Origin of the sequence: Streptomyces sp. VTCC 41912 (assembly GCF_045799175.1) — a bacterium.
GTDB classification, from domain to species: Bacteria; Actinomycetota; Actinomycetes; order Streptomycetales; family Streptomycetaceae; genus Streptomyces; species Streptomyces albulus_C.
Window position 1 is genome coordinate 14273 of sequence record NZ_JBJMAB010000012.1, and the last position, 23057, is coordinate 37329.

At 73.8% G+C, this 23057-nt stretch carries 17 protein-coding genes; 5 read left to right on the forward strand and 12 right to left on the reverse strand.

Annotated elements, in window-relative coordinates:
* The first annotated feature begins 56 nt into the window (after positions 1-56).
* Both dxs and ACJ6WD_RS19085 read left to right on the forward strand, forming a co-directional pair.
* Positions 57-2024 carry a 1-deoxy-D-xylulose-5-phosphate synthase gene (gene dxs / locus ACJ6WD_RS19080; protein ID WP_038522327.1) on the forward strand — a complete coding sequence of 656 codons (1968 nt, stop codon included), beginning with the start codon at positions 57-59 and terminating at the stop codon, positions 2022-2024.
* 204 nt (positions 2025-2228) lie between these two features.
* Positions 2229-3818 (forward strand): amino acid permease, encoded by a 1590-nt coding sequence (locus ACJ6WD_RS19085; RefSeq protein WP_233657827.1) that lies wholly within the window; start codon positions 2229-2231, stop codon positions 3816-3818.
* An 87-nt stretch (positions 3819-3905) separates the two neighbouring features.
* On the opposite strand, the gene ACJ6WD_RS19090 is transcribed toward ACJ6WD_RS19085, so the two are convergent.
* The 6 genes from ACJ6WD_RS19090 to ACJ6WD_RS19115 all read right to left on the reverse strand — a co-directional run bounded on the left by ACJ6WD_RS19090 (position 3906) and on the right by ACJ6WD_RS19115 (position 10996).
* Positions 3906-4304: a hypothetical protein gene (locus ACJ6WD_RS19090; RefSeq protein WP_016573645.1), complete on the reverse strand. Its 399-nt coding sequence runs from the start codon at positions 4302-4304 to the stop codon at positions 3906-3908.
* Positions 4305-4431: 127 nt separating this feature from the next.
* A complete protein-coding gene (locus tag ACJ6WD_RS19095) occupies positions 4432-6561 on the reverse strand; it encodes a 3-hydroxyacyl-CoA dehydrogenase NAD-binding domain-containing protein (protein WP_331246681.1) in 2130 nt (709 codons plus the stop codon).
* Positions 6558-7778, reverse strand: a complete 1221-nt coding sequence (locus ACJ6WD_RS19100; protein WP_016573643.1) for an acetyl-CoA C-acyltransferase — start codon at positions 7776-7778, stop codon at positions 6558-6560. The genes ACJ6WD_RS19095 and ACJ6WD_RS19100 overlap by 4 nt, the downstream gene beginning before the upstream one ends.
* Before the next feature lie 269 nt (positions 7779-8047).
* Positions 8048-9322: a ribonuclease D gene (locus tag ACJ6WD_RS19105; RefSeq protein ID WP_078487421.1), complete on the reverse strand. Its 1275-nt coding sequence runs from the start codon at positions 9320-9322 to the stop codon at positions 8048-8050.
* A gap of 80 nt (positions 9323-9402) precedes the next feature.
* Positions 9403-10065 (reverse strand): response regulator transcription factor, encoded by a 663-nt coding sequence (locus ACJ6WD_RS19110; RefSeq protein ID WP_016573641.1) that lies wholly within the window; start codon positions 10063-10065, stop codon positions 9403-9405.
* Positions 10066-10339: 274 nt separating this feature from the next.
* Complete coding sequence (locus tag ACJ6WD_RS19115) at positions 10340-10996, reverse strand: DUF3000 domain-containing protein (RefSeq protein WP_016576823.1); 657 nt, start codon at positions 10994-10996, stop codon at positions 10340-10342.
* A 102-nt stretch (positions 10997-11098) separates the two neighbouring features.
* Between ACJ6WD_RS19115 and hemE the strand changes: the two genes are divergently transcribed.
* Complete coding sequence (gene hemE, locus ACJ6WD_RS19120) at positions 11099-12166, forward strand: uroporphyrinogen decarboxylase (RefSeq protein ID WP_016576822.1); 1068 nt, start codon at positions 11099-11101, stop codon at positions 12164-12166.
* Positions 12167-12226: 60 nt separating this feature from the next.
* Here hemE and ACJ6WD_RS19125 read toward each other — a convergent pair whose 3' ends face one another.
* The 4 genes from ACJ6WD_RS19125 to ACJ6WD_RS19140 all read right to left on the reverse strand — a co-directional run bounded on the left by ACJ6WD_RS19125 (position 12227) and on the right by ACJ6WD_RS19140 (position 17765).
* The gene (locus ACJ6WD_RS19125) at positions 12227-13627 is read right to left on the reverse strand and encodes an FAD-dependent oxidoreductase (RefSeq protein ID WP_376439704.1); all 1401 of its coding nucleotides are present in this window, start codon (positions 13625-13627) and stop codon (positions 12227-12229) included.
* Positions 13628-13759: 132 nt separating this feature from the next.
* Positions 13760-15217, reverse strand: a complete 1458-nt coding sequence (locus ACJ6WD_RS19130) for an aldehyde dehydrogenase family protein (protein WP_407616222.1) — start codon at positions 15215-15217, stop codon at positions 13760-13762.
* 117 nt (positions 15218-15334) lie between these two features.
* Entirely contained in the window at positions 15335-16543 is a 1209-nt protein-coding gene (locus ACJ6WD_RS19135) for a thiolase family protein (RefSeq protein ID WP_233657833.1), read from the reverse strand.
* 154 nt (positions 16544-16697) lie between these two features.
* A complete protein-coding gene (locus tag ACJ6WD_RS19140; protein WP_407616223.1) occupies positions 16698-17765 on the reverse strand; it encodes a DUF4349 domain-containing protein in 1068 nt (355 codons plus the stop codon).
* Positions 17766-18020: 255 nt separating this feature from the next.
* Between ACJ6WD_RS19140 and hemG the strand changes: the two genes are divergently transcribed.
* Entirely contained in the window at positions 18021-19478 is a 1458-nt protein-coding gene (gene hemG / locus ACJ6WD_RS19145; protein WP_407616224.1) for a protoporphyrinogen oxidase, read from the forward strand.
* Between the two features lie 2 nt (positions 19479-19480).
* Complete coding sequence (gene hemQ / locus ACJ6WD_RS19150; RefSeq protein WP_233657836.1) at positions 19481-20218, forward strand: hydrogen peroxide-dependent heme synthase; 738 nt, start codon at positions 19481-19483, stop codon at positions 20216-20218.
* An 81-nt stretch (positions 20219-20299) separates the two neighbouring features.
* Here the strand turns inward: hemQ and ACJ6WD_RS19155 are convergent, their stop codons facing one another.
* Complete coding sequence (locus ACJ6WD_RS19155) at positions 20300-22009, reverse strand: alpha/beta hydrolase (RefSeq protein WP_331246687.1); 1710 nt, start codon at positions 22007-22009, stop codon at positions 20300-20302.
* Positions 22010-22153: 144 nt separating this feature from the next.
* Positions 22154-22996 (reverse strand): TIGR04222 domain-containing membrane protein, encoded by an 843-nt coding sequence (locus ACJ6WD_RS19160; RefSeq protein ID WP_407616225.1) that lies wholly within the window; start codon positions 22994-22996, stop codon positions 22154-22156.
* Positions 22997-23057: the final 61 nt, after the last annotated feature.

Consider the following 23057-nt stretch of genomic DNA (forward strand, 5'->3'; position numbering starts at 1 on the left):
CGACATTAGACTCATCTGATCGGCAAGCTCGACCTACGGCAGCAAGGAGGCATGGGGTGGCATTGCTGACCCGTATCAAGGGGCCGCGCGACCTGGACCGGCTTTCGTCCGAGCAGCTCACGCAGCTGGCGGCGGAGATCCGTGGCTTCCTCGTCGACGCGGTCTCCAAGACCGGCGGACACCTCGGCCCGAACCTCGGCGTGGTCGAACTGACCATCGCCCTGCACCGTGTTTTCCATTCACCCAAGGACAAGGTCCTGTGGGACACCGGACACCAGTCCTACGTCCACAAGCTGCTGACCGGCCGGCAGGACTTCTCCAAGCTCAAGGCCAAGGGCGGCCTCTCCGGCTACCCCTCGCAGGCCGAGTCCGCACACGACGTCATCGAGAACAGCCACGCCTCGACGGTCCTGGGCTGGGCCGACGGCATCGCCAAGGCCCACGAGGTCCGCGGCCGGGACGACCGGGTGGTGGCCGTCATCGGTGACGGCGCCCTCACCGGCGGTATGGCCTGGGAGGCGCTCAACAACATCGCCGCCGCCAAGGACCGCCCGCTGGTCATCGTCGTCAACGACAACGAGCGCTCCTACGCACCGACCATCGGCGGGCTGGCCAACCACCTCGCCACCCTGCGCACCACCGACGGCTACGAGCGCTTCCTGGCCCGCGGCAAGGACATCCTGGAGCGCACCCCGGTCGTCGGCAAGCCGCTCTACGAGACCCTGCACGGCGCCAAGAAGGGCCTGAAGGACTTCATCGCGCCGCAGGGCATGTTCGAGGACCTGGGCCTGAAGTACGTCGGCCCGATCGACGGCCACGACGTCGAGGCCCTGGAGTCCGCGCTGACCCGCGCCAAGCGCTTCGGCGGCCCGGTGATCGTGCACTGCCTCACCGAGAAGGGCCGCGGCTACCGTCCCGCCGAGCAGGACGAGGCCGACCGCTTCCACGGCATCGGCCCCATCCACCCGGACACCGGCCTGCCCCTGTCCTCCGGCGGCAAGGACTGGACCGGCGTCTTCGGCGACGAGATGGTCGCGCTCGGCAAGGAGCGCGACGACATCGTGGCCATCACCGCGGCCATGCTCCAGCCGGTCGGCCTGGAGAAGTTCGCCAAGGAGTTCCCGGACCGGGTCTACGACGTCGGCATCGCCGAGCAGCACGCCGCGGTCTCCGCCGCCGGCATGGCCACCGCCGGACTCCACCCGGTCTTCGCGGTCTACGCGACCTTCCTCAACCGCGCCTTCGACCAGGTCCTGATGGACGTCGCGCTGCACAAGTGCGGCGTCACCTTCGTCCTGGACCGGGCCGGCGTCACCGGCACCGACGGCGCCTCCCACAACGGCATGTGGGACATGTCGATCCTCCAGGTCGTCCCCGGCCTGCGGCTGGCCGCGCCGCGCGACGCCGACCAGGTGCGCGCCCAGCTGCGGGAGGCCGTCGAGGTCGACGACGCCCCGACCGTGGTGCGCTACTCCAAGGGCGCGGTCGGTCCGGCCGTCGAGGCGGTCGGTCGGGTCGGCGGCATGGACGTGCTGCGCGCGCCCGCCGCCACCGGGCGCCCGGACGTCCTGCTGGTCTCGGTCGGCGCGCTCGCCCCGATGTGCCTGGAGGTCGCCGACCTGCTGGACAAGCAGGGCATCTCCACCACCGTCGTCGACCCCCGCTGGGTCAAGCCGGTCGACGAGGCGCTGCCGGGCCTGGCCGCCGAGCACCGGGTGGTCGTCACCGTCGAGGACAACATCCGCACCGGCGGCGTCGGTTCGGCCGTCGCGCAGGCGCTGCGCGACGCCGGGGTGGACGTCCCGCTGCGCGACTTCGGCATCCCCGAGCGCTTCTTGGACCACGCCTCCCGCAAGGAGGTCATGGCCGAGGTCGGACTCACCGCGCCGGACATCGCCCGCCAGGTGACCGGCCTGGTCGCCAAGATGGACAACCGCGACGAGGCCGCCACCGGCACCGTCGCCCCGCCCGCCGCGCGGGACACCGTCGACGCGGCCGAGCCCGCCGAGGCGGCCCGCGACTGACCCGCGGCCCGCACCGCCCGCCCGAGGGGCCGGCCGGACGTCCCCAGGGATGTTCCGGCCGGCCCATCGGCTGCTCTGGGGTTCCCACCCCATCGGGTGAAACCGCGCCCCCCGAAGGCCCGCCGCCACTGACCGTTTCCCGACATTGCAGAGACTCGGTCAGTTCAGGAGAGTTGCGAGGGTCTTCCAGGCGGAGGTTCGCCCATGAGCACAGAGCACGGACCACAGGGACACGGACCAGGGGGGCACGGGCCGGGGGGAGCGCCGCCGGAGCCGCGGGGCGGGACGCGCCGCGACCGCGGAGTCCTGCGGACGAAGAGCGTCGAACAGTCGATCCAGGACACCGAGGAGCCCGAACACGCCCTCAGGAAGTCCCTCTCGGCGCTCGACCTGACCGTCTTCGGCGTCGGGGTGGTCATCGGCACCGGCATCTTCGTCCTCACCGGGAAGATCGCCAAGGAGCAGGCCGGTCCCGCGGTGGCGCTCTCCTTCGTCGTCGCCGGCGTGGTCTGCGCGCTGGCGGCGCTGTGCTACGCGGAGTTCGCCTCCACCGTGCCGGTCGCCGGCTCGGCGTACACCTTCTCGTACGCGTCACTGGGCGAGCTGCCCGCCTGGATCATCGGCTGGGACCTGATCCTGGAGCTGGCCCTGGGCTGTGCGGTGGTCGCCGTCGGCTGGTCCGGCTACGTGCGCTCGCTGCTCGACACCGGGGGGCTGCACCTGCCGCCGGAGCTGTCCGGCAGCCACGGCGGGCGGTTCGGCTTCGACCTGCTCGCCTGCGTCCTGGTCCTGGTGATCACCGCCATCCTGGTGCTCGGCATGAAGCTCTCCTCCCGGGTGACGGCGGTGGTCGTCGGTGTGAAGGTGACCGTCGTGCTGCTGGTCGTCGTCGCCGGTTCGTTCTTCGTCTCCGGGGCCAACTACCGGCCGTTCGTCCCGCCGAGCCAACCGAGCGCGGCCGGCGGCGGACTGGCCGCCCCGCTCTCCCAGTTGATGTTCGGCTTCGCCCCGTCCCACTTCGGCGTGATGGGCATCTTCGCGGCGGCCGCGGTGGTCTTCTTCGCCTTCATCGGCTTCGACATCGTGGCCACCGCTGCCGAGGAGACCCGGGTCCCGCAGCGCGACGTCCCGCGCGGCATCCTCGGCTCGCTGGCGATCTGCACCCTGCTCTACGTGGCGGTGTCGATCGTCGTCACCGGCATGGAGAAGTACGACCGGCTGTCCGTGGACGCCCCGCTCGCCGACGCCTTCAAACACGTCGGCCACCCGTTCTACGCGGGCCTGATCAGCTTCGGCGCGGCGGTCGGCCTGACCTCGGTCTGCATGATCCTGCTGCTCGGCCAGAGCCGGGTGTTCTTCGCGATGAGCCGGGACGGGCTGCTGCCCCAGGTGTTCTCCCGGGTGCACCCGAAGTTCGGCACCCCGCACCGGTCCACCATCGTCCTGGGCACCGTGGTCGCGGTGGTCGCCGGCTTCACCTCCATCGACGTGCTGGCCGAACTCGTCAACATCGGGACGCTCTTCGCCTTCGTCGTGGTCGCCCTCGGCGTCGTCCTGCTCCGCCGTTCCCGCCCCGACCTGCCGCGCGCCTTTAGGACCCCGTTCGTCCCGTTCGTTCCCCTGCTGTCGGTGCTCGCCTCGCTCTGGCTGATGCTCAACCTGCCCGCCGAGACCTGGATCCGGTTCGCGATCTGGATGGCGCTCGGCTTCGTCGTCTACTTCGTCTACGGGCGCAGCCACAGCCGGCTCGCCCTCCGGGAGCGCCGGCGCACCGGGGCCGAGGCCCGGCCGTAGCGCGCGTGCCGATGCGTGGCGGGCCCGCGGTCGGTCGTCCGCAACGGCCCGCACGTGCCACGCGGCCGCAGACGCCGCGCTGACGGGCTATCGGGCGTCGCCGGGCCCTCTGCCGCGTCGGACCGTCCGCGGCCCCGCCACGCGGGCGCCCAGCGCCTGCACGCGCTCGCGCAGTCCGCGGTCCGCGGTGACCACCAGACAGTCCCGCCCCGCGCCCTCCTCGGCCACCAGCCGCACCATCGCGTCGTCGCCGCTGCCGTCCGCCGACACCACCCGCACGCCCGGCACCGACGCCACCCCGCGCGCCGCGCCCTCCACCACCAGGACGAGCTCCAGCGGCGGATCGACCAGGCCGGGCAGGCCCGTCGCGGCGGTCTCGACCAGCGCGTCCCGCAGCCGTTCGGCGGCGCCGCGCCGGTCCCGCCACCAGCCGTCGGGCACCGAGCCGACCACGTTCGCGGCATCGACGATGAGCAAGCACTCCATGCGGTCAGCCTGCCACGGCCGGGGCGCCGCCGGTCGCCGGCGGGTGCCGCACGCACGACGCGCGGACCGGCTCCACCGAGCCGGTCCGCGCGTCGACTTCCGCGGGACGAACGTCCCTCAGGGCCGCTTAGGCGGGCACGCTCGCGACGCCCGGGGCCAGGAACTTCTTCCCGGTCACCCGCTCGGAGACGCCCTCACGGTCCAGGTACGGCGTGATGCCGCCCAGGTGGAACGGCCAGCCGGCACCGGTGATCAGGCACAGGTCGATGTCCTGCGCCTCGGCCACCACGTCCTCGTCCAGCATCAGGCCGATCTCCTGCGCGACGGCGTCCAGCACCCGGTCGCGGACCTGCTGCTCGGTCAGCACCGCGTCGCCCTGCTTCAGCAGCGCGGCGACCTCCGGGTCCAGCTCCGGCTTGCCGCTGTCGTAGACGTAGAAGCCGCGCTTGCCGGCCTCGACGACCGCCTTGAGGTTGGGGGAGACCGTGAAGCGGTCCGGGAAGGCGCCGTGCAGCGTCTCGGAGACGTGCAGGCCGATCGCCGGGCCGACCAGCTCCAGCAGGACCAGCGGCGACATCGGCAGGCCGAGCGGCTCGACCGCCTTCTCGGCGACGGCGACCGGGGTGCCCTCGTCGATCACGTTCTGGATCTCGCCCATGAAGCGGGTCAGGATGCGGTTGACGACGAACGCCGGGGCGTCCTTCACCAACACGGCCGTCTTCTTCAGCGACTTGGCGACCGCGAAGGCGGTGGCCAGCGACGCGTCGTCGGTCTGCTCCGCGCGGACGATCTCCAGCAGCGGCAGGATGGCGACCGGGTTGAAGAAGTGGAAGCCCACGACCCGCTCGGGGTGCTTGAGCTTCGAGGCCATCTCGGTGACCGAGAGGGACGAGGTGTTGGTGGCGAGCACGGCGTGCTCCGGCACCACGGCCTCGACCTCGGCGAACACCTGCTGCTTGACGCCCATCTCCTCGAAGACGGCCTCGATGACGAAGTCCGCGTCGCCGAACGCGGCGGCCTTGTCGAGGTGGCCGGAGACCAGGCCCTTGAGGCGGTTCGCCTTGTCCTGGTTGACGCGGCCCTTGAGCAGCAGCTTGTCGATCTCGCCGTGGACGTACGCCACGCCCTTGTCGATCCGGGCCTGGTCGATGTCGGTGAGGACGACCGGGACCTCCAGGCGGCGGGCGAACAGCAGCGCCAGCTGAGAGGCCATCAGGCCGGCGCCGACGACGCCCACCTTGGTGACCGGACGGGCCAGCGACTTGTCCGGCGCGCCGGCGGGCCGCTTGGCGCGCTTCTGCACCAGGTTGAACGCGTAGATGCCGGAGCGCAGTTCACCGCCCATGATGAGGTCGGCCAGCGCCTGGTCCTCGGCGTCGAAGCCCTGCCCCAGGTCGCCGTTCTTGGCGGCCGCGATGATCTCCAGCGCGCGGTAGGCGGCCGGGGCCGCACCGTGCACCTTGCCGTCGGCGATGGCCTTGCCGCGCGCCACGGCGGCGTCCCACGCCTCGCCGCGGTCGATCTCGGCCCGTACGACCTCGGTGTCGCCCGCCAGCACCGAAGCGGTCCAGAGCAGCGACTGCTCCAGGAAGTCCGCGCCCTCGAAGAGCGCGTCCGCGATGCCGAGCTCGAAGACCTGCTCGCCCTTGAGCTGCTTGTTCTGGTTGAGCGAGTTCTCGATGATCACGCTCACCGCGCGGTCCGCGCCGATGAGGTTCGGCAGCAGCGCGCAGCCGCCCCAGCCGGGGACCAGACCGAGGAAGACCTCGGGCAGCGAGAAGGCCGGCAGCGCCTTGGAGACGGTGCGGTAGGTGCAGTGCAGACCGACCTCGACGCCGCCGCCCATCGCGGCGCCGTTGTAGTACGCGAAGGTCGGCACGGCCAGCGCGGACAGCCGCTTGAAGACGTCGTGGCCGCCCTTGCCGATGGCCAGCGCGTCCTCGTGCCGGCCCAGCAGCTCGACGCCCTTGAGGTCGGCGCCGACGGCGAAGATGAACGGCTTGCCGGTGATGCCGACGCCGACGACCGAGCCGTCCGCGGCCTCCCGCTCGACCTGGTCGATGGCGGTGTTGAGGTTCGCCAGCGACTGCGGACCGAAGGTGGTCGGCTTGGTGTGGTCCAGGCCGTTGTCCAGCGTGATGAGCGCGAACCTGCCCGCGCCCTTGGGCAGGTCGAGGTGGCGCACGTGCGCCTGCGTCACGACCTCGTCCGGGAACAGCTCGGCCGCACCCTTCAACAGCTCAGCGGTGGTGGTCACTTGCCTGCCCCCTTGTGGTGCGGGTTCTCCCAGATAACGGTGCCGCCCATGCCGAAGCCGACGCACATGGTGGTGATGCCGTAGCGGACCTCCGGCTGCTCCTCGAACTGCCGCGCCAGCTGCGTCATCAGACGCACGCCGGAGGACGCCAGCGGGTGGCCGAAGGCGATCGCGCCGCCGTACTGGTTGACCCGCGGGTCGTCGTCGGCGATGCCGTAGTGGTCGAGCAGCGAGAGCACCTGGACGGCGAACGCCTCGTTGATCTCGAACAGGCCGATGTCATCGATCGTCAGACCGGCCTTGGCCAGCGCCTTCTGGGTCGCCGGGACCGGGCCGATGCCCATGACCTCGGGCTCGACGCCGGCGAAGGCGTAGTCCACCAGGCGCATCTTCACCGGCAGGTCCAGCTCGCGGGCCACGTCCTCGGCGGCGATCAGCGAGGCGGTGGCGCCGTCGTTGAGGCCGGCGGCGTTGCCCGCGGTCACCCGGCCGTGCGGGCGGAACGGGGTCTTCAGACCCGTCAGGTTGTCCAGCGTGGTGCCCGGGCGCATCGGCTCGTCGGCCGTGGCCAGGCCCCAGCCGAGCTCGCCGCCCTCGGGGGAGGTCCGGCGCACCGAGATCGGCACCAGGTCCTGCTGGATCTTGCCGTTGGCGTACGCCTTCGCGGCCTTCTCCTGGCTGCGCACCGCGTACTCGTCGGCGCGCTGCTTGGTGAGGTGCGGCAGCCGGTCGTGGAGGTTCTCCGCCGTCATGCCCATGAAGAGCGCGGACTGGTCGACCAGCTTCTCCGACACGAAGCGCGGGTTGGGGTCCACGCCCTCGCCCATCGGGTGCCGACCCATGTGCTCGACGCCGCCGGCCACGGCGATGTCGTACGCGCCCAGGGCCACCCCGCCGGCCACGGCGGTCACCGCGGTCATCGCACCGGCGCACATCCGGTCGACGGAGAAGCCGGGCACCGACTGCGGCAGCCCCGCCAGGATGGCGGCGGTGCGGCCCAGGGTCAGGCCCTGGTCGCCGATCTGGGTGGTGGCGGCGAGGGCGACCTCGTCGATCCGGGCCGGGTCCAGGTCCGGGTTGCGGCGCAGCAGCTCCCGGATGCACTTGACGACCAGGTCGTCGGCGCGGGTCTCGTGGTAAATGCCCTTCGGGCCCGCCTTGCCGAACGGGGTGCGGACGCCGTCGACGAAGACGACGTCCCTAGCGGTACGAGGCACGTTGGCTCTCCTCCAGGTGCGGGATGGCACTGCTGCACGCGCGCCCCGGAGGACGCGTCACACGCCCATGCTACTTACGGGTAACCAAGCTGCACACCCCCCTCGCCCGGAGCGGCGAACGTCACACCTCCCGGTGGCCGGAACCCGTCGGGAGGCGAGCGCGCCCGACGCCCCGGAGCACCGCGCCGCGCCGGCCGCCGACGCCGACGGCCCCGGCCGCGCGGTGGATGCGCGGCCGGGGCCGTCGGTGGTGTCGGATCGGTCTTCGGTCAGGAGCCGTTGGCCTGAAGGGCCTCGGCGAGGAGCGGGGAGACCAGCTCGATCTGCCAGGGACGGGCGCCGTGTCCGGCGAGGACCTCGGCGACCGTCTCCGGGGTCGCACCGGTCGGCGGCTCCCAGCACACCCGGCGCACCGTGTCCGGGGTGATGAGGTTCTCCTGCGGCAGGTTCAGCTGCTCGGCGAGCGTGGTCACCGCCGCGCGGGCGGCCGACAGCCGGGCCGCAGCGGCCGGGTCCTTGTCGGCCCACGAACGGGGCGGCGGCGGGCCGTTCAGCGGCTGGCCGGGCTGCGGCAGCTCGCTGTCGGGCAGTGCCCGGGCGCGGTCGACGGCGGTCTGCCACTGCTCCAGCTGTCGCCGGCCCATCCGGTGCCCGAAGCCGGACAGGCCGGCCAGCGCATGGGTGTTGGGCGGGAGTTGGAGCGCCGCCTCGATGATCGCGGCGTCGCCGAGCACCTTGCCGGGCGAGACGTCGCGCCGCTGGGCGACCTGGTCGCGCAGCGTCCACAGCTCCCGCACGACCGCCATCTGCCGGCGCCGGCGCACCTTGTGCATGCCGGACGTCCGGCGCCAGGGGTCCTTGCGGGGCGGTGCCGGAGGAGCGGCGGCGATGGCCGCGAACTCCTGCCGGGCCCACTCCAGCTTGCCCTGCCGGTCCAGCTCCTCCTCCAGGGCGTCGCGCAGGTCCACCAGCAACTCGACGTCGAGCGCGGCGTAGCGCAGCCACGGGTCGGGCAGCGGACGGGTGGACCAGTCGACGGCCGAGTGCCCCTTCTCCAGGGCGTAGCCGAGGACGTTCTCCACCATGGCGCCCAGGCCGACCCGGGCGAAACCGGCCAGCCGCCCGGCCAACTCGGTGTCGAACAGCTTGGTGGGCAGCATCCCTATGTCGCGCAGGCACGGGAGGTCCTGGGTCGCGGCGTGCAGCACCCACTCGGTGTCGCAGATCACGTCCCCCAGTGCGGCGAGGCTGGGGCAGCCGACCGGGTCGATCAACACGCTGCCGGCGCCCTCGCGGCGCAGCTGGACGAGATAGGCGCGCTGGCCGTAGCGGTAGCCCGAGGCGCGCTCGGCGTCCACCGCGACCGGGCCGCGGCCCGCCGCGAAGGCGGCGACGACCTCGGCGAGTGCCTCACCGGTGGCGGTCACCGGGGGGATGCCCTCGCGCGGTTCCAGTAGGGGTACCGGCGCCGGTCGGGAATCCGGAGGCGATTCTCCGGGTGCTCGCAGTGTCGTGTCTGCTGCGGTCTTTTGGGCGTCGGTCACCAGTCAAGGGTATCTGTGGATGCGCGTCGCCCGTCGGGGGAATGTTCCCCCGACGGGCGGGACGGGTCGGAAAGTGGAGGTCAGTGGATGATTCCGGTGCGCAGTGCGACCGCCACCATCCCGGCTCGGTCGCCGGTGCCGAGCTTGCGCGCGATCCGGGCGAGGTGGCTCTTGACGGTCAGTGCCGACAGCCCCATCGAGACGCCGATGGCCTTGTTGGACTGGCCCTCCGCCACCAGCCGCAAGACCTCCACCTCGCGTCCGGACAGCTCGCGGTAGCCACCGGGGTGGCCCGGGGCGCCCGGCGGGCGGCGCTGCATGCGGGCCGCGTTGGCGCCGATCGGCGCGGCGCCCGGCCGGCCCGGCAGGCCCAGGTTGGTGCGGGTGCCGGTGACGACGTAGCCCTTGACGCCACCGGCCAGGGCGTTGCGGACGGCGCCGATGTCGTCGGCGGCGGAGAGGGCGAGACCGTTCGGCCAGCCGGCCGCCCGGGTCTCGGACAGCAGGGTGAGGCCGGAACCGTCCGGCAGGTGGACGTCGGCCACGCAGATGTCGCGTGGGTTGCCGACGCGGGGACGGGCCTCCGCGATGGACGACGCCTCGATCACGTCCCGCACACCGAGGGCCCACAGATGGCGGGTGACGGTGGAGCGGACGCGGGGGTCGGCCACGACGACCATGGCGGTCGGCTTGTTCGGGCGGTAGGCGACCAGGCTCGAAGGCTGCTCAAGGAGAACTGACACCGGGCCTCCTGGGGAAGGGCGGGGACGGAAGCCGGCTGGGGAAAGCCGGAATGATCCGTGTTTGAAGGGTCACTGACCTCTTCGGCAGCAATCCGGCAGGACTTTAGAGTTTGATCACGATTTAGTTAGGGGCAATTCGGGCAAATCGGATGCGTGAGCGATCAAGGTGAGCACGGAGTGCACATCGAGGTGATCACAGGCGTACGGAAACGGCGAGGTGCCGCGTGCCCGGACGTTCCGGACACGCGGCACCTCGCCGTCTGGTGTCTGACCCTCAGCGGGCCTGCGGACCGCGGCGCTGCGGCAGCGCCACCACCCCGCCGCGCGGCGCCGGGTCGAGCGGGGCCGGCGGCAGCCCCGCCACCTGGCACAGCAGGTCGCACCACGCCGAGAGGTGCGCCGCCAGGTCCGGCACCCCGCCGGGCCCCTCTGCCGGCGTCCACGACGCCCGGATCTCGATCTGGGTCGCCGGCTCCCGTGCCGCGAGCCCGCCGAAGTAGTGGGACCCGGCCCGGGTGACCGTCCCGCTGGGCGCGCCGTAACGGACCCCGCGCGCCTCCAGGGCGCCCGTCAGCCACGACCACGACACCTCCGGCAGCAGCGGGTCGGCGCCCATCTCCGGCTCCAGTTCCGCGCGGGCCAGCGTCACCACCCGGAACGTGCCCTGCCAGGTCTCGTCGCCGGCCGGTTGGTGCAGCACCACCAACCGGCCGTCCGCCAGGTCCCGGTCCTCGCCGTCCGGCCCCGCCCCGCGCTCGACCACCGCGGCCTCCAGGGCGTAGGCGTACGGGGCGAGGCGTTTCGGGGCGGGTGTCGGGTCGGTCTCGATCTCCGGCCGCAGCCGTGCCGCGCGGAGCGCCTCGACCGCCTGACGGAAGGGGATCGGGGTCTCGTCCGCGCTGTCCGCGAGGTGTTCTTGAGCCGCAGCCATGCCCGGAAGAGTAGGCGGAAGACGGCGCTCATATGTGGAGGACACCCAATGAGCGCGTCGCCCATTCGGAGGTGCCGCGGGCCGCGTGCGAAGATTTGCCGCGTGAGCGCCAACGATGCCCTTACGGGCCAGCAGCAGTCCGCGACGTACGACTCGGCCTTCCTCAAGGCGTGCCGGCGCGAGCCGGTGCCGCACACGCCGGTGTGGTTCATGCGCCAGGCCGGGCGTTCGCTCCCGGAGTACCGCAAGGTCCGCGAGGGCATCGCGATGCTCGACTCCTGCATGCGGCCCGAACTGGTCACCGAGATCACGCTGCAGCCGGTGCGCCGGCACGGCGTGGACGCGGCGATCTACTTCAGCGACATCGTCGTTCCGCTGAAGGCCATCGGCGTCGACCTCGACATCAAGCCCGGCATCGGCCCGGTCGTGGAGAACCCCATCCGCAGCCGCGCCGACCTGGAGCGCCTGCGCCTGCTGGAGCCCGGTGACGTCTCCTACGTCACGGAGGCCATCGGCATGCTCACCCGCGAGCTGGGCGCCACCCCGCTCATCGGCTTCGCCGGTGCCCCCTTCACGCTCGCCAGCTACCTCGTCGAGGGCGGCCCGTCCCGCAACCACGAGCACACCAAGGCCCTGATGTACGGCGACCCGCAGCTGTGGGCCGACCTGCTCGACCGGCTCGCGGACATCACCGCCGCCTTCCTCAAGGTCCAGATCGAGGCCGGCGCCAGCGCGATCCAGCTCTTCGACTCCTGGGTCGGGGCGCTCTCCCCGGCCGACTACCGGCGCGCGGTGATGCCCGCCTCCGCCAAGGTCTTCGACGCGGTCGCCTCCTACGGCGTCCCGCGGATCCACTTCGGCGTCGGCACCGGCGAACTCCTCGGCCTGATGGGCGAGGCCGGCGCGGACGTGGTCGGCGTCGACTGGCGGATCCCGCTGGACGAGGCGGCCCGCCGGGTCGGCCCCGGCAAGGCGCTCCAGGGCAACATCGACCCGGCCGTGCTCTTCGCCCCCCGCGAGGCCGTCGAGACCAAGGCCCGCGAGGTGCTCGACGCCGCCGCCGGCCTGCCCGGCCACGTCTTCAACCTCGGCCACGGCGTGCTGCCCGACACCGACCCCGAGTCGCTCACCCGCCTCGTCGAGTACGTCCACGCGCAGACCGCGCGCTGACCACGTGGGGGAGGAAGGGCCCGACCCACGGGCCCCTTCCTCGCTGCTCAGCCCCGCTGCTCAGCCCCGGTGCGGGCCCGCGGCCGCCCGCACCGCCGCGTCCGCCTTGCGGGCCGCCACCAGGACCGGGTCCCAGACCGGTGAGAACGGCGGGGCGTACCCCAGGTCCAGGGCGGTCATCTGCTCCACCGTCATCCCCGCGGTGAGCGCCACCGCGGCGACGTCCACCCGCTTGCCCGCGCCCTCCCGGCCGACGATCTGCACCCCCAGCAGCCGCCCCGTGCGCTGCTCGGCGAGCATCTTCACGTGCATCGGGCGGGCCCCGGGGTAGTAGCCGGCGCGGCTGGTCGACTCGATGGTGACGGTCACGAACCGCAGCCCCGCCGCCCGGGCCTGGCGCTCCAGCAGCCCGGTGCGGGCGATCTCCAGGTCGCAGACCTTGCTGACGGCCGTGCCGACGACCCCCGGGAACGTCGCATAGCCGCCGGCCACGTTGGCGCCGATCACCTGACCGTGCTTGTTGGCGTGGGTGCCCAGGGCGATGTGCCGGTGCTCCCCGGTGATCAGGTCGCGCACCTCGACGCAGTCCCCGCCCGCCCAGACGTCCTCCCGGCCGGACACCCGCAGCGCCAGGTCGGTGCGCAGGCCCCCGGACGCGCCGAGCGGCAGTCCGGCCGCCTCGGCCAGTGCGGTCTCCGGGCGGACGCCCAACCCCAGCACGACCACGTCCGCCGGGTACGTGGCGTCCTCGGTGACCACCGCGCGGGCCCGGCCCTCCGCCTCGTCGGTCAGCACCTCGGTGACCCGCGCACCGGTCACCACCTCGACGCCCATCCCGCACATCGCGGTGCGCACCAGCGCCCCCATGTCGGGGTCGAGGGTGGACATCGGCTGGGCGCTCTGCTCCAGGACCGTCACCTCGAAGCCGCGGTGGATGAGCGCCTCGGCCATCTCCACGCCGATGTAGCCGGCGCCGATGACCACCGCCCGCCGGCCCGGTGCGCCCTTCAGTCCGTTGAGCAGCACCTGTCCGTCGTCCAGGGTCTGCACCCCGAAGACGCCCGGCGCGTCGATCCCCGGCAGTGGCGGGCGCAGCGGGCGTGCCCCGGTCGCCACCACCAGCTTGTCGAAGCCGGTCCACGCCTCCCGGCCGCCGTCCGCCAGGTCCCGGGTGCGTACCCGGGAGCGGTCCAGGTCGATCTCGGTGACCTCGGTGCGCAGCCGCAGGTCGATGTCCCGGGCCCGGTGTTCCTCGGGCGTCCGGGCGATCAGCGCGTCCGGACCGGCCACCTCGCCGCCCACCCAGTACGGGATGCCGCAGGCGGAGTACGAGGTGAAGTGGCCGCGTTCGAAGGCGGTGATGGCCAGCTCGTCGGGCCCCTTGTGCCGACGGGCCTGGGAGGCGGCGGCCATGCCCGCCGCGTCCCCGCCGATGACCACGAGCCGTTCCGGCGCCGTCATCGCCGTGTCCTTTCGTCGAGTGCGCGGGTCCCACCGGTGCGCGTCCCCCGGTCGCCGCTCAGGTCTGCCCGGTTCTGACCGTTTCGATGCGTCGGGTGGGGCAGGTGGGAGCGGCGGGGACGTCGGGTGGGATCAGAAGGGGTAGGCGGCCGGGGTGGCGCGCACCGTCGTCCAGCGGGTCTCGGTGAACGCGTCGAGGTTGGCCTCGCCGCCGAAGCGGGAGCCCGTCCCCGAGTCCGCCAGTCCGCCGAAGGCGGCCACCGGCTCGTCGTTGACGGTCTGGTCGTTGACGTGCAGCAGGCCGGTGGGGATCCGTTCGGCCAGTTCCAGCGCCCGGGCCGCGTCGCGGGTGACGATGCCCAGCGCCAGCCCGTAGGAGGACTCGTTGGCCAGCGCCACCGCCTCGTCCGCGGTCCGGAAGGCGCGGACCGGGGCCACCGGGCCGAAGACCTCCCGGCCGTACGCGGGGCAGGCGCCGACCGAGCCCGGCCCGGTGGCGTCCGGATCCGCGTCGGCGAGGACGGTCGGCCGGTAGAACAGCTCCCGGTGGGTGCCGCCCGCGGCGATCCGCACGCCCGCCGCGGCGCTCTCCCGGACCAACGCGTCGATCTTGCCGAGCTGGCCGCGGTCGATGACCGGGCCGAGGTGGACCTGCTCGCGGAACGGGTCCCCGACGGCCAGCGCGTCCGCCTTGGCCGCCAGCCGCGCCACGTACTCCTCGTAGAGCGAGGCGTGGACGAGGTGCCGGCCCGCCGTCATGCACACCTGGCCCTGGTGGAAGAAGGACGCCCAGGCGGCGGTGGACATCGCGGCGTCCAGATCGGCGTCCTCGAGCACCAGGAACGCGCTGTTGCCGCCCAGTTCGAGATGGGCCCGCTTGAGGTGCTGCGCGGCCAGGGCGCCGACGCTGCGGCCGGCCGCGGTCGAGCCGGTGAAGGAGACCACCCGCACCCGGGGGTCCTCGACCAGCGCCCGGCCGGCGTCCGCGCCCCCGGGCAGGACGTGCAGCAGCCCCGCCGGCAGACCGGCCTCGGCGAAGACCGCGGCGAGCACGTGCCCGCCGCACACCGCGGTCCGCGGGTCCGGCTTGAGGACCACGGCGTTGCCCAGCGCCAGGGCCGGCGCCACGGACCGGACCGCCAGCACCAGCGGGACGTTGAACGGTGCGATCACGCCGACCACGCCGGCCGGCACCCGGGTGGTGTACGACAGCCGCGGCGCTCCCGAGGGCAGCACCTGGCCGAGCGGGCGGTGGGCGAGCGCGGCGGCCTCGTAGCACTCCTCGGCGGCGGTGCGGATCTCGAAGTCGGCCTTGCCGCGGATGCTGCCGGCCTCCCGCACGAGCCACTCGCCGATCTCCGCGGCGTGCTGGTGTACGAGGTCGCCGGCCCGGCGCAGCACCGCGGCGCGCTCCGGGTACGGGCGGCGCGCCCAGTCCCGCTGCGCCGCGGCGGCCTCGGCCGCGGCCGCCGCGACGTCGGCCGGCGCGGCCAGCGTCAGCGTCGCCAGCCCCTCGCCGGTCGCGGGCTCCACCGCCTCGGCCGGACCGCCGTGCAGGGAGCGCCAGTCCTTGGGATCGAGCAGGGCCATCGCGCCAACCTCCGGGAGAGCGAGCACAGTTGATTGGTCAACGAGTGTGCCCCATGGGGCCGGCGCGCGCGGCCCGGCCGGCGATCCCGGCGCCGCCGGCCGGTACCAGGGCGTGTCCTAGCGCTCCAGCACCATTGCCAACCCCTGCCCCACGCCGATGCAGAGCGCCGCCAGCCCGGTGCCCGAGCCCTGCGCGGCGAGCTGGTGGGCCACCGCACCGGCCAGCCGGGCCCCGGACGCACCCAGTGGATGGCCGATGGCGATGGCGCCGCCACGCGGATTGACGAGGGTGGGGTCGAGTTCCGGCCACTGGTCGACGCAGCCCAGCGCCTGGGCCGCGAACGCCTCGTTCAGCTCGCAGACCGCCAGGTCACCGAAGTCCCGCCCGGCCCGTGCCAGCGCCCGCCGGACCGCCTCGACCGGGCCGAGCCCGAACAGCTGCGGCTCGATGCCGGTCACCGCGCTCGCCCGGATGCGGGCCAGCGGCTCCCGCCCGGTGGCCCGCAGGCCCTCCTCGCCGACCAGCAGCAGCGCGGCCGCGCCGTCGCTCAGCGGCGAGGAGTTCCCGGCGGTGACCGTGCCCCCTTCGGAGCGGAAGACCGGTGTCAGCTTGGAGAGCGCCTCCAGGGAGGAGTTCTCCCGCACCGTCTCGTCACGGGTGAGGTCGACCCCCGGCAGCGGGACGACCTCCGCGTCGTAGCCGCCCGCCGCCCAGGCCCGGACCGCCTTCTGGTGGCTGGCCAGCGCGAACACGTCCTGCTGCTCGCGGGTGATGCCGTGCCGGTCGGCGATCAGCTCGGCGCCCTCGCCCAGCGACACCGTCCACTGCGGCGCCATCCGCGGATTGACCATCCGCCAACCCAGCGTCGAGGAGAACATCTCCTGGTGCCCCGCGGGGAAGGCCCGGTCCGGCTTGCGCAGCACGTACGGCGCCCGGCTCATCGACTCGACGCCGCCGGCCACCGCGATCTCCGCGTCGCCGTGCGCGATCGCCCGGGCCGCCTGGATGACCGCCTCCAGCCCCGAACCGCACAGCCGGTTGACACTCACCCCGGGGACGCTGACCGGCAGCCCGGCCAGCAGCACCGCCATCCGCGCCACGTTGCGGTTGTCCTCGCCCGCGCCGTTGGCGTCGCCGAAGTAGACGTCGTCGATCCGCGCCGGATCCAACTCCGGGGTCCGGTCGACCAGGGCGCGCAGCACGTGGGCGGCCAGGTCGTCGGGGCGCACCGAGGCCAGTGCGCCGCCGTATTTGCCGACCGGTGTCCGCACCGCGTCGACGAGGTAGACGTCCCGCACGGCGTCCCGTACGTGTGGCTCGGTCATCAGGCTGTTTCCTCGCAGTCTTCGCAGTCTTCGCAGTCTTCGCAGGCTTCGTGGTCTTCGCAGTGTTCGCTGTCCTCGAAGTACCGGCTCGGCGACCGGACGGTACGAAGATCGCCATCCGCCGTCCCGAGTCTTTGCCCGGTGCCGCCCGGTGTCAACGGGGCGACCGGCCAGCTTCACCGGACACGCCGGGCGCCTTGGGCGCATCGGGTGCGCTCGCGTCCGCGGTCTCCTCCCGCGTGGCCGGCTCCGCGGTGGCCGGTCCGGCATCGGCCGGCTCGTCGGTGCCGGTGCCGGTGCCGGTGCCGGTGCCCGTGCCGGGGCCCGCCGCGCCGTCCGCGCCGGGCGCCGCGGTGTGCCGGCCGCCGGACCGCCGCGCCGGCAGCCGGCCGCGGACCGCCCGCCACAGCCCGTACAGGGCCGCCGCGGCGGCCGCGAACGGCAGCGCAGCGGCGAGCGCCACCAGCACCCAGCGCGCCGCCGCCGTGAAGGCCCGCCAGGCGTCCGACAGCGCGTCCTGGAAGGTGCCGTCGTCCGGCGTCGGGTCGGAGGAGGCGCCGGGCTGCCGCAGCAGCAGCGTGACGGTGGCCGTGCCGGTGCGGTCCTTGAGGGACGTCTGCTGGGCCTCCAGCGACTCCAAGTCCGCTTCCCGGGTGCTCAGTTGGGACTCCAGCGCGGCGATGTCGCTGATCGAGGAGGCCCGGTCCATCAGCGCCCGGATGCGCGCGACGCTCGCCCGCTGGGACGCCACCCGGCTGTCGACGTCCACCACCTGGTCGGTGACGTCCTGGGCGGAGACCTCGCGGGAGAGGACCTCGCCCAGCCCGGACAGCCGGGCCAGCAGCGCGTCGTAGTGCTCCGGCGGAACCCGCAGCACGAGCTTGGAGCGGTGCCGGCCGTCCGGGTCCCGGTCGGTGGTCTCGTCGGCCGGGTAGCCGCCCGCGTCCGCGACGGCTCCGCGGGCCCGGGCGAGCGCCCCGGGCACGTCCGCGGTCCGCACGGTCAGCGTCGCGGTCCGGACGACCTGCGTCCGCGCCGCCTTCAGCGCGGTGCCGGGGGCGGTGGTCCCGCCCGGCGTCCGGGCCGACGAACCCCCCTGGGCGCCGGACGGCTGCCGGGGCACCGTCGCGCCCGGCCCGGCCCGCTCCGCCGCGGCCACTGCGGAGCGGGACCCGTCGGCCGCTGCGCACCCGGCGGTCGCCAGCGCCACCGTCAGCAGCACCGCCGCCCCGGTCCCCCGTCGCCCTCGCGATCCCCACCGCACAGGCCGTTCCCCTTCCGTTTCGCGCGTGTTCGGCCGCCGGGCCGCGCGGCGTCCGCGCGCCCGGTCCGTGGCCGGAACGTGATGCCGGTTCGACGGGACGCCCCGGGCGGGGGTTGCCGTTCCGAGGTGTCGAAGAGGTCACGGTCCGGGACCCTGACCGAACCGGGAACCCGGCGCCCGGCGGCCCGCACCGGCTCTGAGAGAGTGGACGGCATGAGCACAGCGCACAGCGGTACGGGCCGGGCGCCCGGTCATGTCGTGGTCATCGGCGGCGGTATCGCGGGACTGACCGCCGCGCACCGGCTGCTGGCGGGCGGGGCCCGGGTGACCCTGCTGGAGGCGTCGGACCGGCTGGGCGGCAAGCTGCTGGCCGGCGAGATCGCCGGCGTGCCGGTCGATCTCGGCGCCGAATCGATGCTGGCCAGGCGGCCCGAGGCGGTGGACCTGGCGCGGGCCGTGGGCCTGGGCGACCGGCTCCAGCCGCCCGGCACCGCCACCGCCTCGCTGTGGACCCGCGGCGCACTGCGCCCGATGCCCAAGGGGCACATGATGGGCGTCCCCGGCGACCTCGGCCCGCTCGCCGCCTCCGGCGTGCTCTCCCCCGAGGGCCTGGCGCGGATCGAAGCGGACCGGACGCTGCCGACCACCGAGATCGGCACCGACGTCGGGGTCGGTGAGTACGTCGCGGCCCGGCTCGGCCGGGAGGTCGTCGACCGGCTCGTCGAGCCGCTGCTCGGCGGGGTCTACGCGGGCGACGCGTACCGCATCTCGATGCGCGCCGCGGTCCCGCAACTGTTCGACGCGGCGCGGCGCGGCGGCTCGCTGATCGAGGGCGTCCGGGGCCTCCAGGACCGCGCCCAGGCCGCCGTCCCCGAGGGGATGGCCGCGATGGGCCCGGTCTTCATGGGCATCGCCGGCGGCATCGGGACGCTGCCGGGCGCGGTCGCCGAAGCGGTGCGCCGCTCCGGCGGCGAGATCCTGCTGCGCACGCCGGTGCGCGCACTGCACTGGAGCGCCGCGGACGGCTGGCGCGTCGAGGCCGGTGAGCGCACCCACACCGCCGACGCGGTGGTCCTGGCCGCCCCCGCGACGGCCGCCGAACGGCTGCTCCGCGCCGGTTGCCCGGCCGCCGCCGACGAACTGGCCGCCGTCGAGTACGCCTCGATGGCGCTGGTCACCATGGCCTTCCGGCGCACCGACCTGACCACCGTGCCCAGCGGCAGCGGCTTCCTGGTGCCGCCGGTCGACGGCCACCGGATCAAGGCGTCGACCTTCGCCAGCCACAAGTGGAACTGGATCGCCGACGCCGACCCGGACCTCTTCGTGCTGCGCACCTCCCTCGGCCGCCACGGCGACGAGGCCGACCTGGATCGCGACGACCACGAACTGGTCGGCCTCTCCCTGGCGGACCTCGGCGAGGCGGTCGGGCTGGCCGCCCGGCCGGTGGCGTCCACGGTCACCCGCTGGGACGGCGGGCTGCCGCAGTACGCCGTCGGCCACGTGGACCGCACGGCCCGCATCCGGGCCGCGGTCGCCGGCCTGCCGGGCCCGCTGCGGGTCTGCGGCGCGCTCTACGACGGCGTCGGCATCCCCGCGTGCGTCGGCTCCGCCGGCCGGGCCGCCGACGAGATCCTCGGGACCCTGGCGGCGGGCTCCGCCGGCGGCGAGTGAGAATGGACGACATGACAGACGCTTCCACCCCCGACTCCGCCAAGACTCCCAACGCCGGCAAGAAGGCCAAGGACCTCAACGAGGTCATCCGCTACACCCTCTGGTCGGTCTTCAAGCTGCGCGACGTCCTGCCCGAGGACCGGTCCGGCTACGCCGACGAGGTCGAGGAGCTGTTCGCGCAGCTCGCCGCCAAGGACGTGGTGGTCCGCGGCACCTACGACCTCTCCGGTCTGCGCGCCGACGCCGACGTGATGATCTGGTGGCACGCGGAGAACTCCGACGACCTCCAGGAGGCGTACAACCGCTTCCGCCGCACCCGCCTGGGCCGCGCGCTGGAGCCCGTCTGGTCGAACATGGCGCTGCACCGCCCCGCCGAGTTCAACAAGTCGCACATCCCGGCCTTCCTGGCCGACGAGCACGCCCGCGACTACGTGAGCGTCTACCCGTTCGTGCGCTCCTACGACTGGTACCTCCTCCCCGACGAGGACCGCCGCCGGATGCTCGCCGACCACGGCAAGATGGCCCGCGGCTTCCCCGACGTCCGCGCCAACACCGTCGCGTCGTTCTCGCTCGGCGACTACGAGTGGATCCTCGCCTTCGAGGCCGACGAGCTGCACCGCATCGTGGACCTGATGCGCCACCTGCGCGCCTCCGAGGCGCGGCGCCACGTCCGCGAGGAGATCCCCTTCTACACCGGCCGCCGCAAGCCGGTCGCCGAGCTGGTCGCCGGCCTGGCCTGACCGGCCGGCACCCCGGGCACACGACGGACGGGCCGCCCCGTGCAGGGACGGCCCGTCCGTCGTACGCCGGGGGCGGGGCGGCTAGCGCCCCTTCACCGTCGGGATCAGCGACGGCCGGGCCCGCCGCAGCGGCTGCCCCGGCACCGGCTCGGCCCGCGGGGCGCAGTACACCCGGTGCCCGGGGACCTTCCCGCGCAGCAGGTACGCCTCGACATGGGCGTTCACGCAGGCGTTGTCGCCGAGCGCGACGCCGTGGGTGCCCGCGCTCCGCTCGGTGACCAGCGACGAGCCGGGCAGCCGGCGCTGGAGCTCCAGTGCGCCCGGGTACGGCGTGGCCGCGTCCCGTTCGGCGGCCAGCAGCAGCACCGGCGGCAGCGCGCCGGGCTCGGTGCGGATGTTCAGCGGGCCGCGCTGGCCGCGCAGGGCGTCGTCCAGCTCGGTGGCGGCGGCGTCGCGGTAGGCGTCGGCCAGTTCGCCGCCGTTCGCCCCGCCCTTGGCCGCCCGGTCGGTGGCCGTGCGCAGCGCTTCCTCGGCGCCGTCCGCCGCCGACTCCCGGCGGTCCGGCCAGAAGGCGCACGGCAGGTTCATCCAGACGTTGTCCCAGGTCTCGAACGGCGCGGTGCGGGCGAGGGAGGTGTTGTCCCGGTCCCAGGTGCGCCAGTCGCGCGGCCAGGCCGCGTCGTTGCACTCGACGGCGGTGTAGACGGCGTTGGCGTTCTCCTCGTCCTTGCCGTCGCCGGAGGGCATCGCCTGCGCGGCCAACGGCTTGGCGTCGCCGTGCAGGTACTTCGACAGGGCGTCCGCGCGCATCGACCAGAACGCGTCGTTGTAGCCCGTCTTGAGGAACGCCCCCTGCAACTGCGCCGGCCCGATCTTCCCGTTCAACGGGGTGCGCCGCAGCCGTGCCAGGGCGGTGTCGTAGGAGTGCTGCACGGCCTCCGGGTGGGTGCCCAAGTGGTAGGTGTCGTGGTGCTTGGCGACCCAGCGCAGCCAGTCGTGCCAGCGGCGTTCGAAGGCGAGGCTCTGGTCGAGGTTGTTGCGGTACCAGATCTGCCGGGGCTCCGGGTTGACCACGCTGTCGAAGATCATCCGACGCACGTGGCCGGGGAACAGCGTCGCGTAGACCGCCCCGAAGTACGTCCCGTAGGACGCGCCCATGAACGTCAGCTTCTTCTCGCCGAGGGCCGCCCGCAGCATGTCCAGGTCCCGGGCGTTGTTGATCGAGTTGTAGAACGGCAGGTCGGCGCCGGCCCGTTGGGCGCAGCCGCGGGCGTACGCCCTGGCCTCCGCAATCTTCCGCCGCTTGAAGGCGTCGCTGGGGTACCGCGCACTGTCCGTGGGGGCCTTCGCGAACTCCTGCGGGTCCTGGCACGACAGCGGGGCGCTGCGCCCCACCCCGCGCGGTGCGTAGCCGACGAAGTCGTAGGCGCGGGCGGTGCGCTGCCAGTGCGGCAGCGCGCCGTAGAGCGGGAACTGCATGCTGGACGCGCCGGGTCCGCCGGGGTTGAAGACCAGGGCGCCCTGTCGCGCGCCCGGCTCGGTGGCCCGGGCCCGGCTGACCGTCAGCTTGATCTTCTTGCCGTTGGGGCGCGCGTAGTCCAGCGGGACGGTGAGGGTGCCGCATTCGACGGTGGGCGGCAGGTGCTCCACGGCCGCGCACCGGCCGAAGGCGAGGGGGTGGACGGGGGCGGGCGGTGCGGCCGGGTCCCGGACGGCGCCGCCGGCCGGTGGGGAGGCGAGGCCGGTCAGGACCAGCGACCCGAGGGCGCCGTACAACGCAAGTGCTCTCACGAGCCGTCCCTTCGTATGGTGCGCGGTGCGCGGTGCGGGGCTCCGGAGTGGGGCTCGCCCGCACGGGGCCGCACGGTGGGCATACAAAAGGGATAGTTGGGCCAATTGGTGGCGAAGTAAAGCACCCTACGGCGGTGTCGGACGCTATGCCCCGGAAGAGTGGAGCGCCGCGCGCAAACCGGGATCGGCGAGCGCGGTGGGCCCGAACAACGCCAGCCCGGTCAGTCCGGCCAGCCCGGTCGGCTCTGCCGGCTCTGCCGACTCTGCCGGCGGCGGGCCTGGACGCCTCGACGGTCCGCCGGGGTGCTCGTGCCGCAGCAGCGCCGAACCGGCCTCGGTGGCCCACGCGGTGTACGGGTGGGCCTCGGCGCGGGCGACGGCCCAGGTGCCGAGGGTCAGCACCAGCGGGAAGGCGAACCAGGCCAGCACCAGCCAGTCGACCTCGCCGGACGGCGCCGCCCAGTAGGTGGCGCCGGCGGCCAGCAGCACCAGGAGGGCGGCGAACTGCACATGGCGGACCGCGGTGCCGATCCCGGTGCGGACCGCGGCGGGGGCCGCCAGCCCGGCATGGACCAGCCGGTCGGCCAGCCCGCGGACCGCCTCGGCGCTCGTCAGCGCGCGCCGCACGGCCGGTATGCGGCGCTGTCCCTCGGGGCCTATCGCGCTCAGCGCGGCCCGCTCGACGGGGTCCTGGCCGACCGGGTCCACGACGGTGGCCCAGCCGGTGTGGGCGAGGTGCAGCCGTCGCTGTTGGGCCATCAGGACCAGTACCACGTCGGCGAGTCGGTGCGGGCCGCCGGCGAGGTAGGCCGTCTCGTACAGGGTCAGACCGGCGTCGGCACCGGTGTCGTCGGCCCGCGCGTCGGCGTCCGCAGTCGCGTCCGTGCCGCGGTGCAGGGCCAGCCCGGCGGCCAGCGCCGTGCGGCAGACCCGGACGCAGGAGACGACCGCGACGGCCCAGGCGAGCAGGAGGAAGAGGAGCCACATGGCGGAGGTTCTACGGGACGGAGGCCCCTGCCGCCAAGGAGTTTCTCGCAGCGCGGACGGA

Coding starts and splice junctions, on each gene's coding strand:
- hemQ (WP_233657836.1), top strand. CDS start 19,481: ATGGACGACATGACAGACGCTTCCACCCCCGACTCCGCCAAGACTCCC.
- ACJ6WD_RS19130 (WP_407616222.1), bottom strand. CDS start 15,217: ATGGCCCTGCTCGATCCCAAGGACTGGCGCTCCCTGCACGGCGGTCCG.
- ACJ6WD_RS19160 (WP_407616225.1), bottom strand. CDS start 22,996: ATGTGGCTCCTCTTCCTCCTGCTCGCCTGGGCCGTCGCGGTCGTCTCC.
- ACJ6WD_RS19125 (WP_376439704.1), bottom strand. CDS start 13,627: ATGACGGCGCCGGAACGGCTCGTGGTCATCGGCGGGGACGCGGCGGGC.
- ACJ6WD_RS19115 (WP_016576823.1), bottom strand. CDS start 10,996: ATGGCTGCGGCTCAAGAACACCTCGCGGACAGCGCGGACGAGACCCCG.
- ACJ6WD_RS19085 (WP_233657827.1), top strand. CDS start 2,229: ATGAGCACAGAGCACGGACCACAGGGACACGGACCAGGGGGGCACGGG.
- ACJ6WD_RS19135 (WP_233657833.1), bottom strand. CDS start 16,543: ATGACCGAGCCACACGTACGGGACGCCGTGCGGGACGTCTACCTCGTC.
- hemG (WP_407616224.1), top strand. CDS start 18,021: ATGAGCACAGCGCACAGCGGTACGGGCCGGGCGCCCGGTCATGTCGTG.
- ACJ6WD_RS19090 (WP_016573645.1), bottom strand. CDS start 4,304: ATGGAGTGCTTGCTCATCGTCGATGCCGCGAACGTGGTCGGCTCGGTG.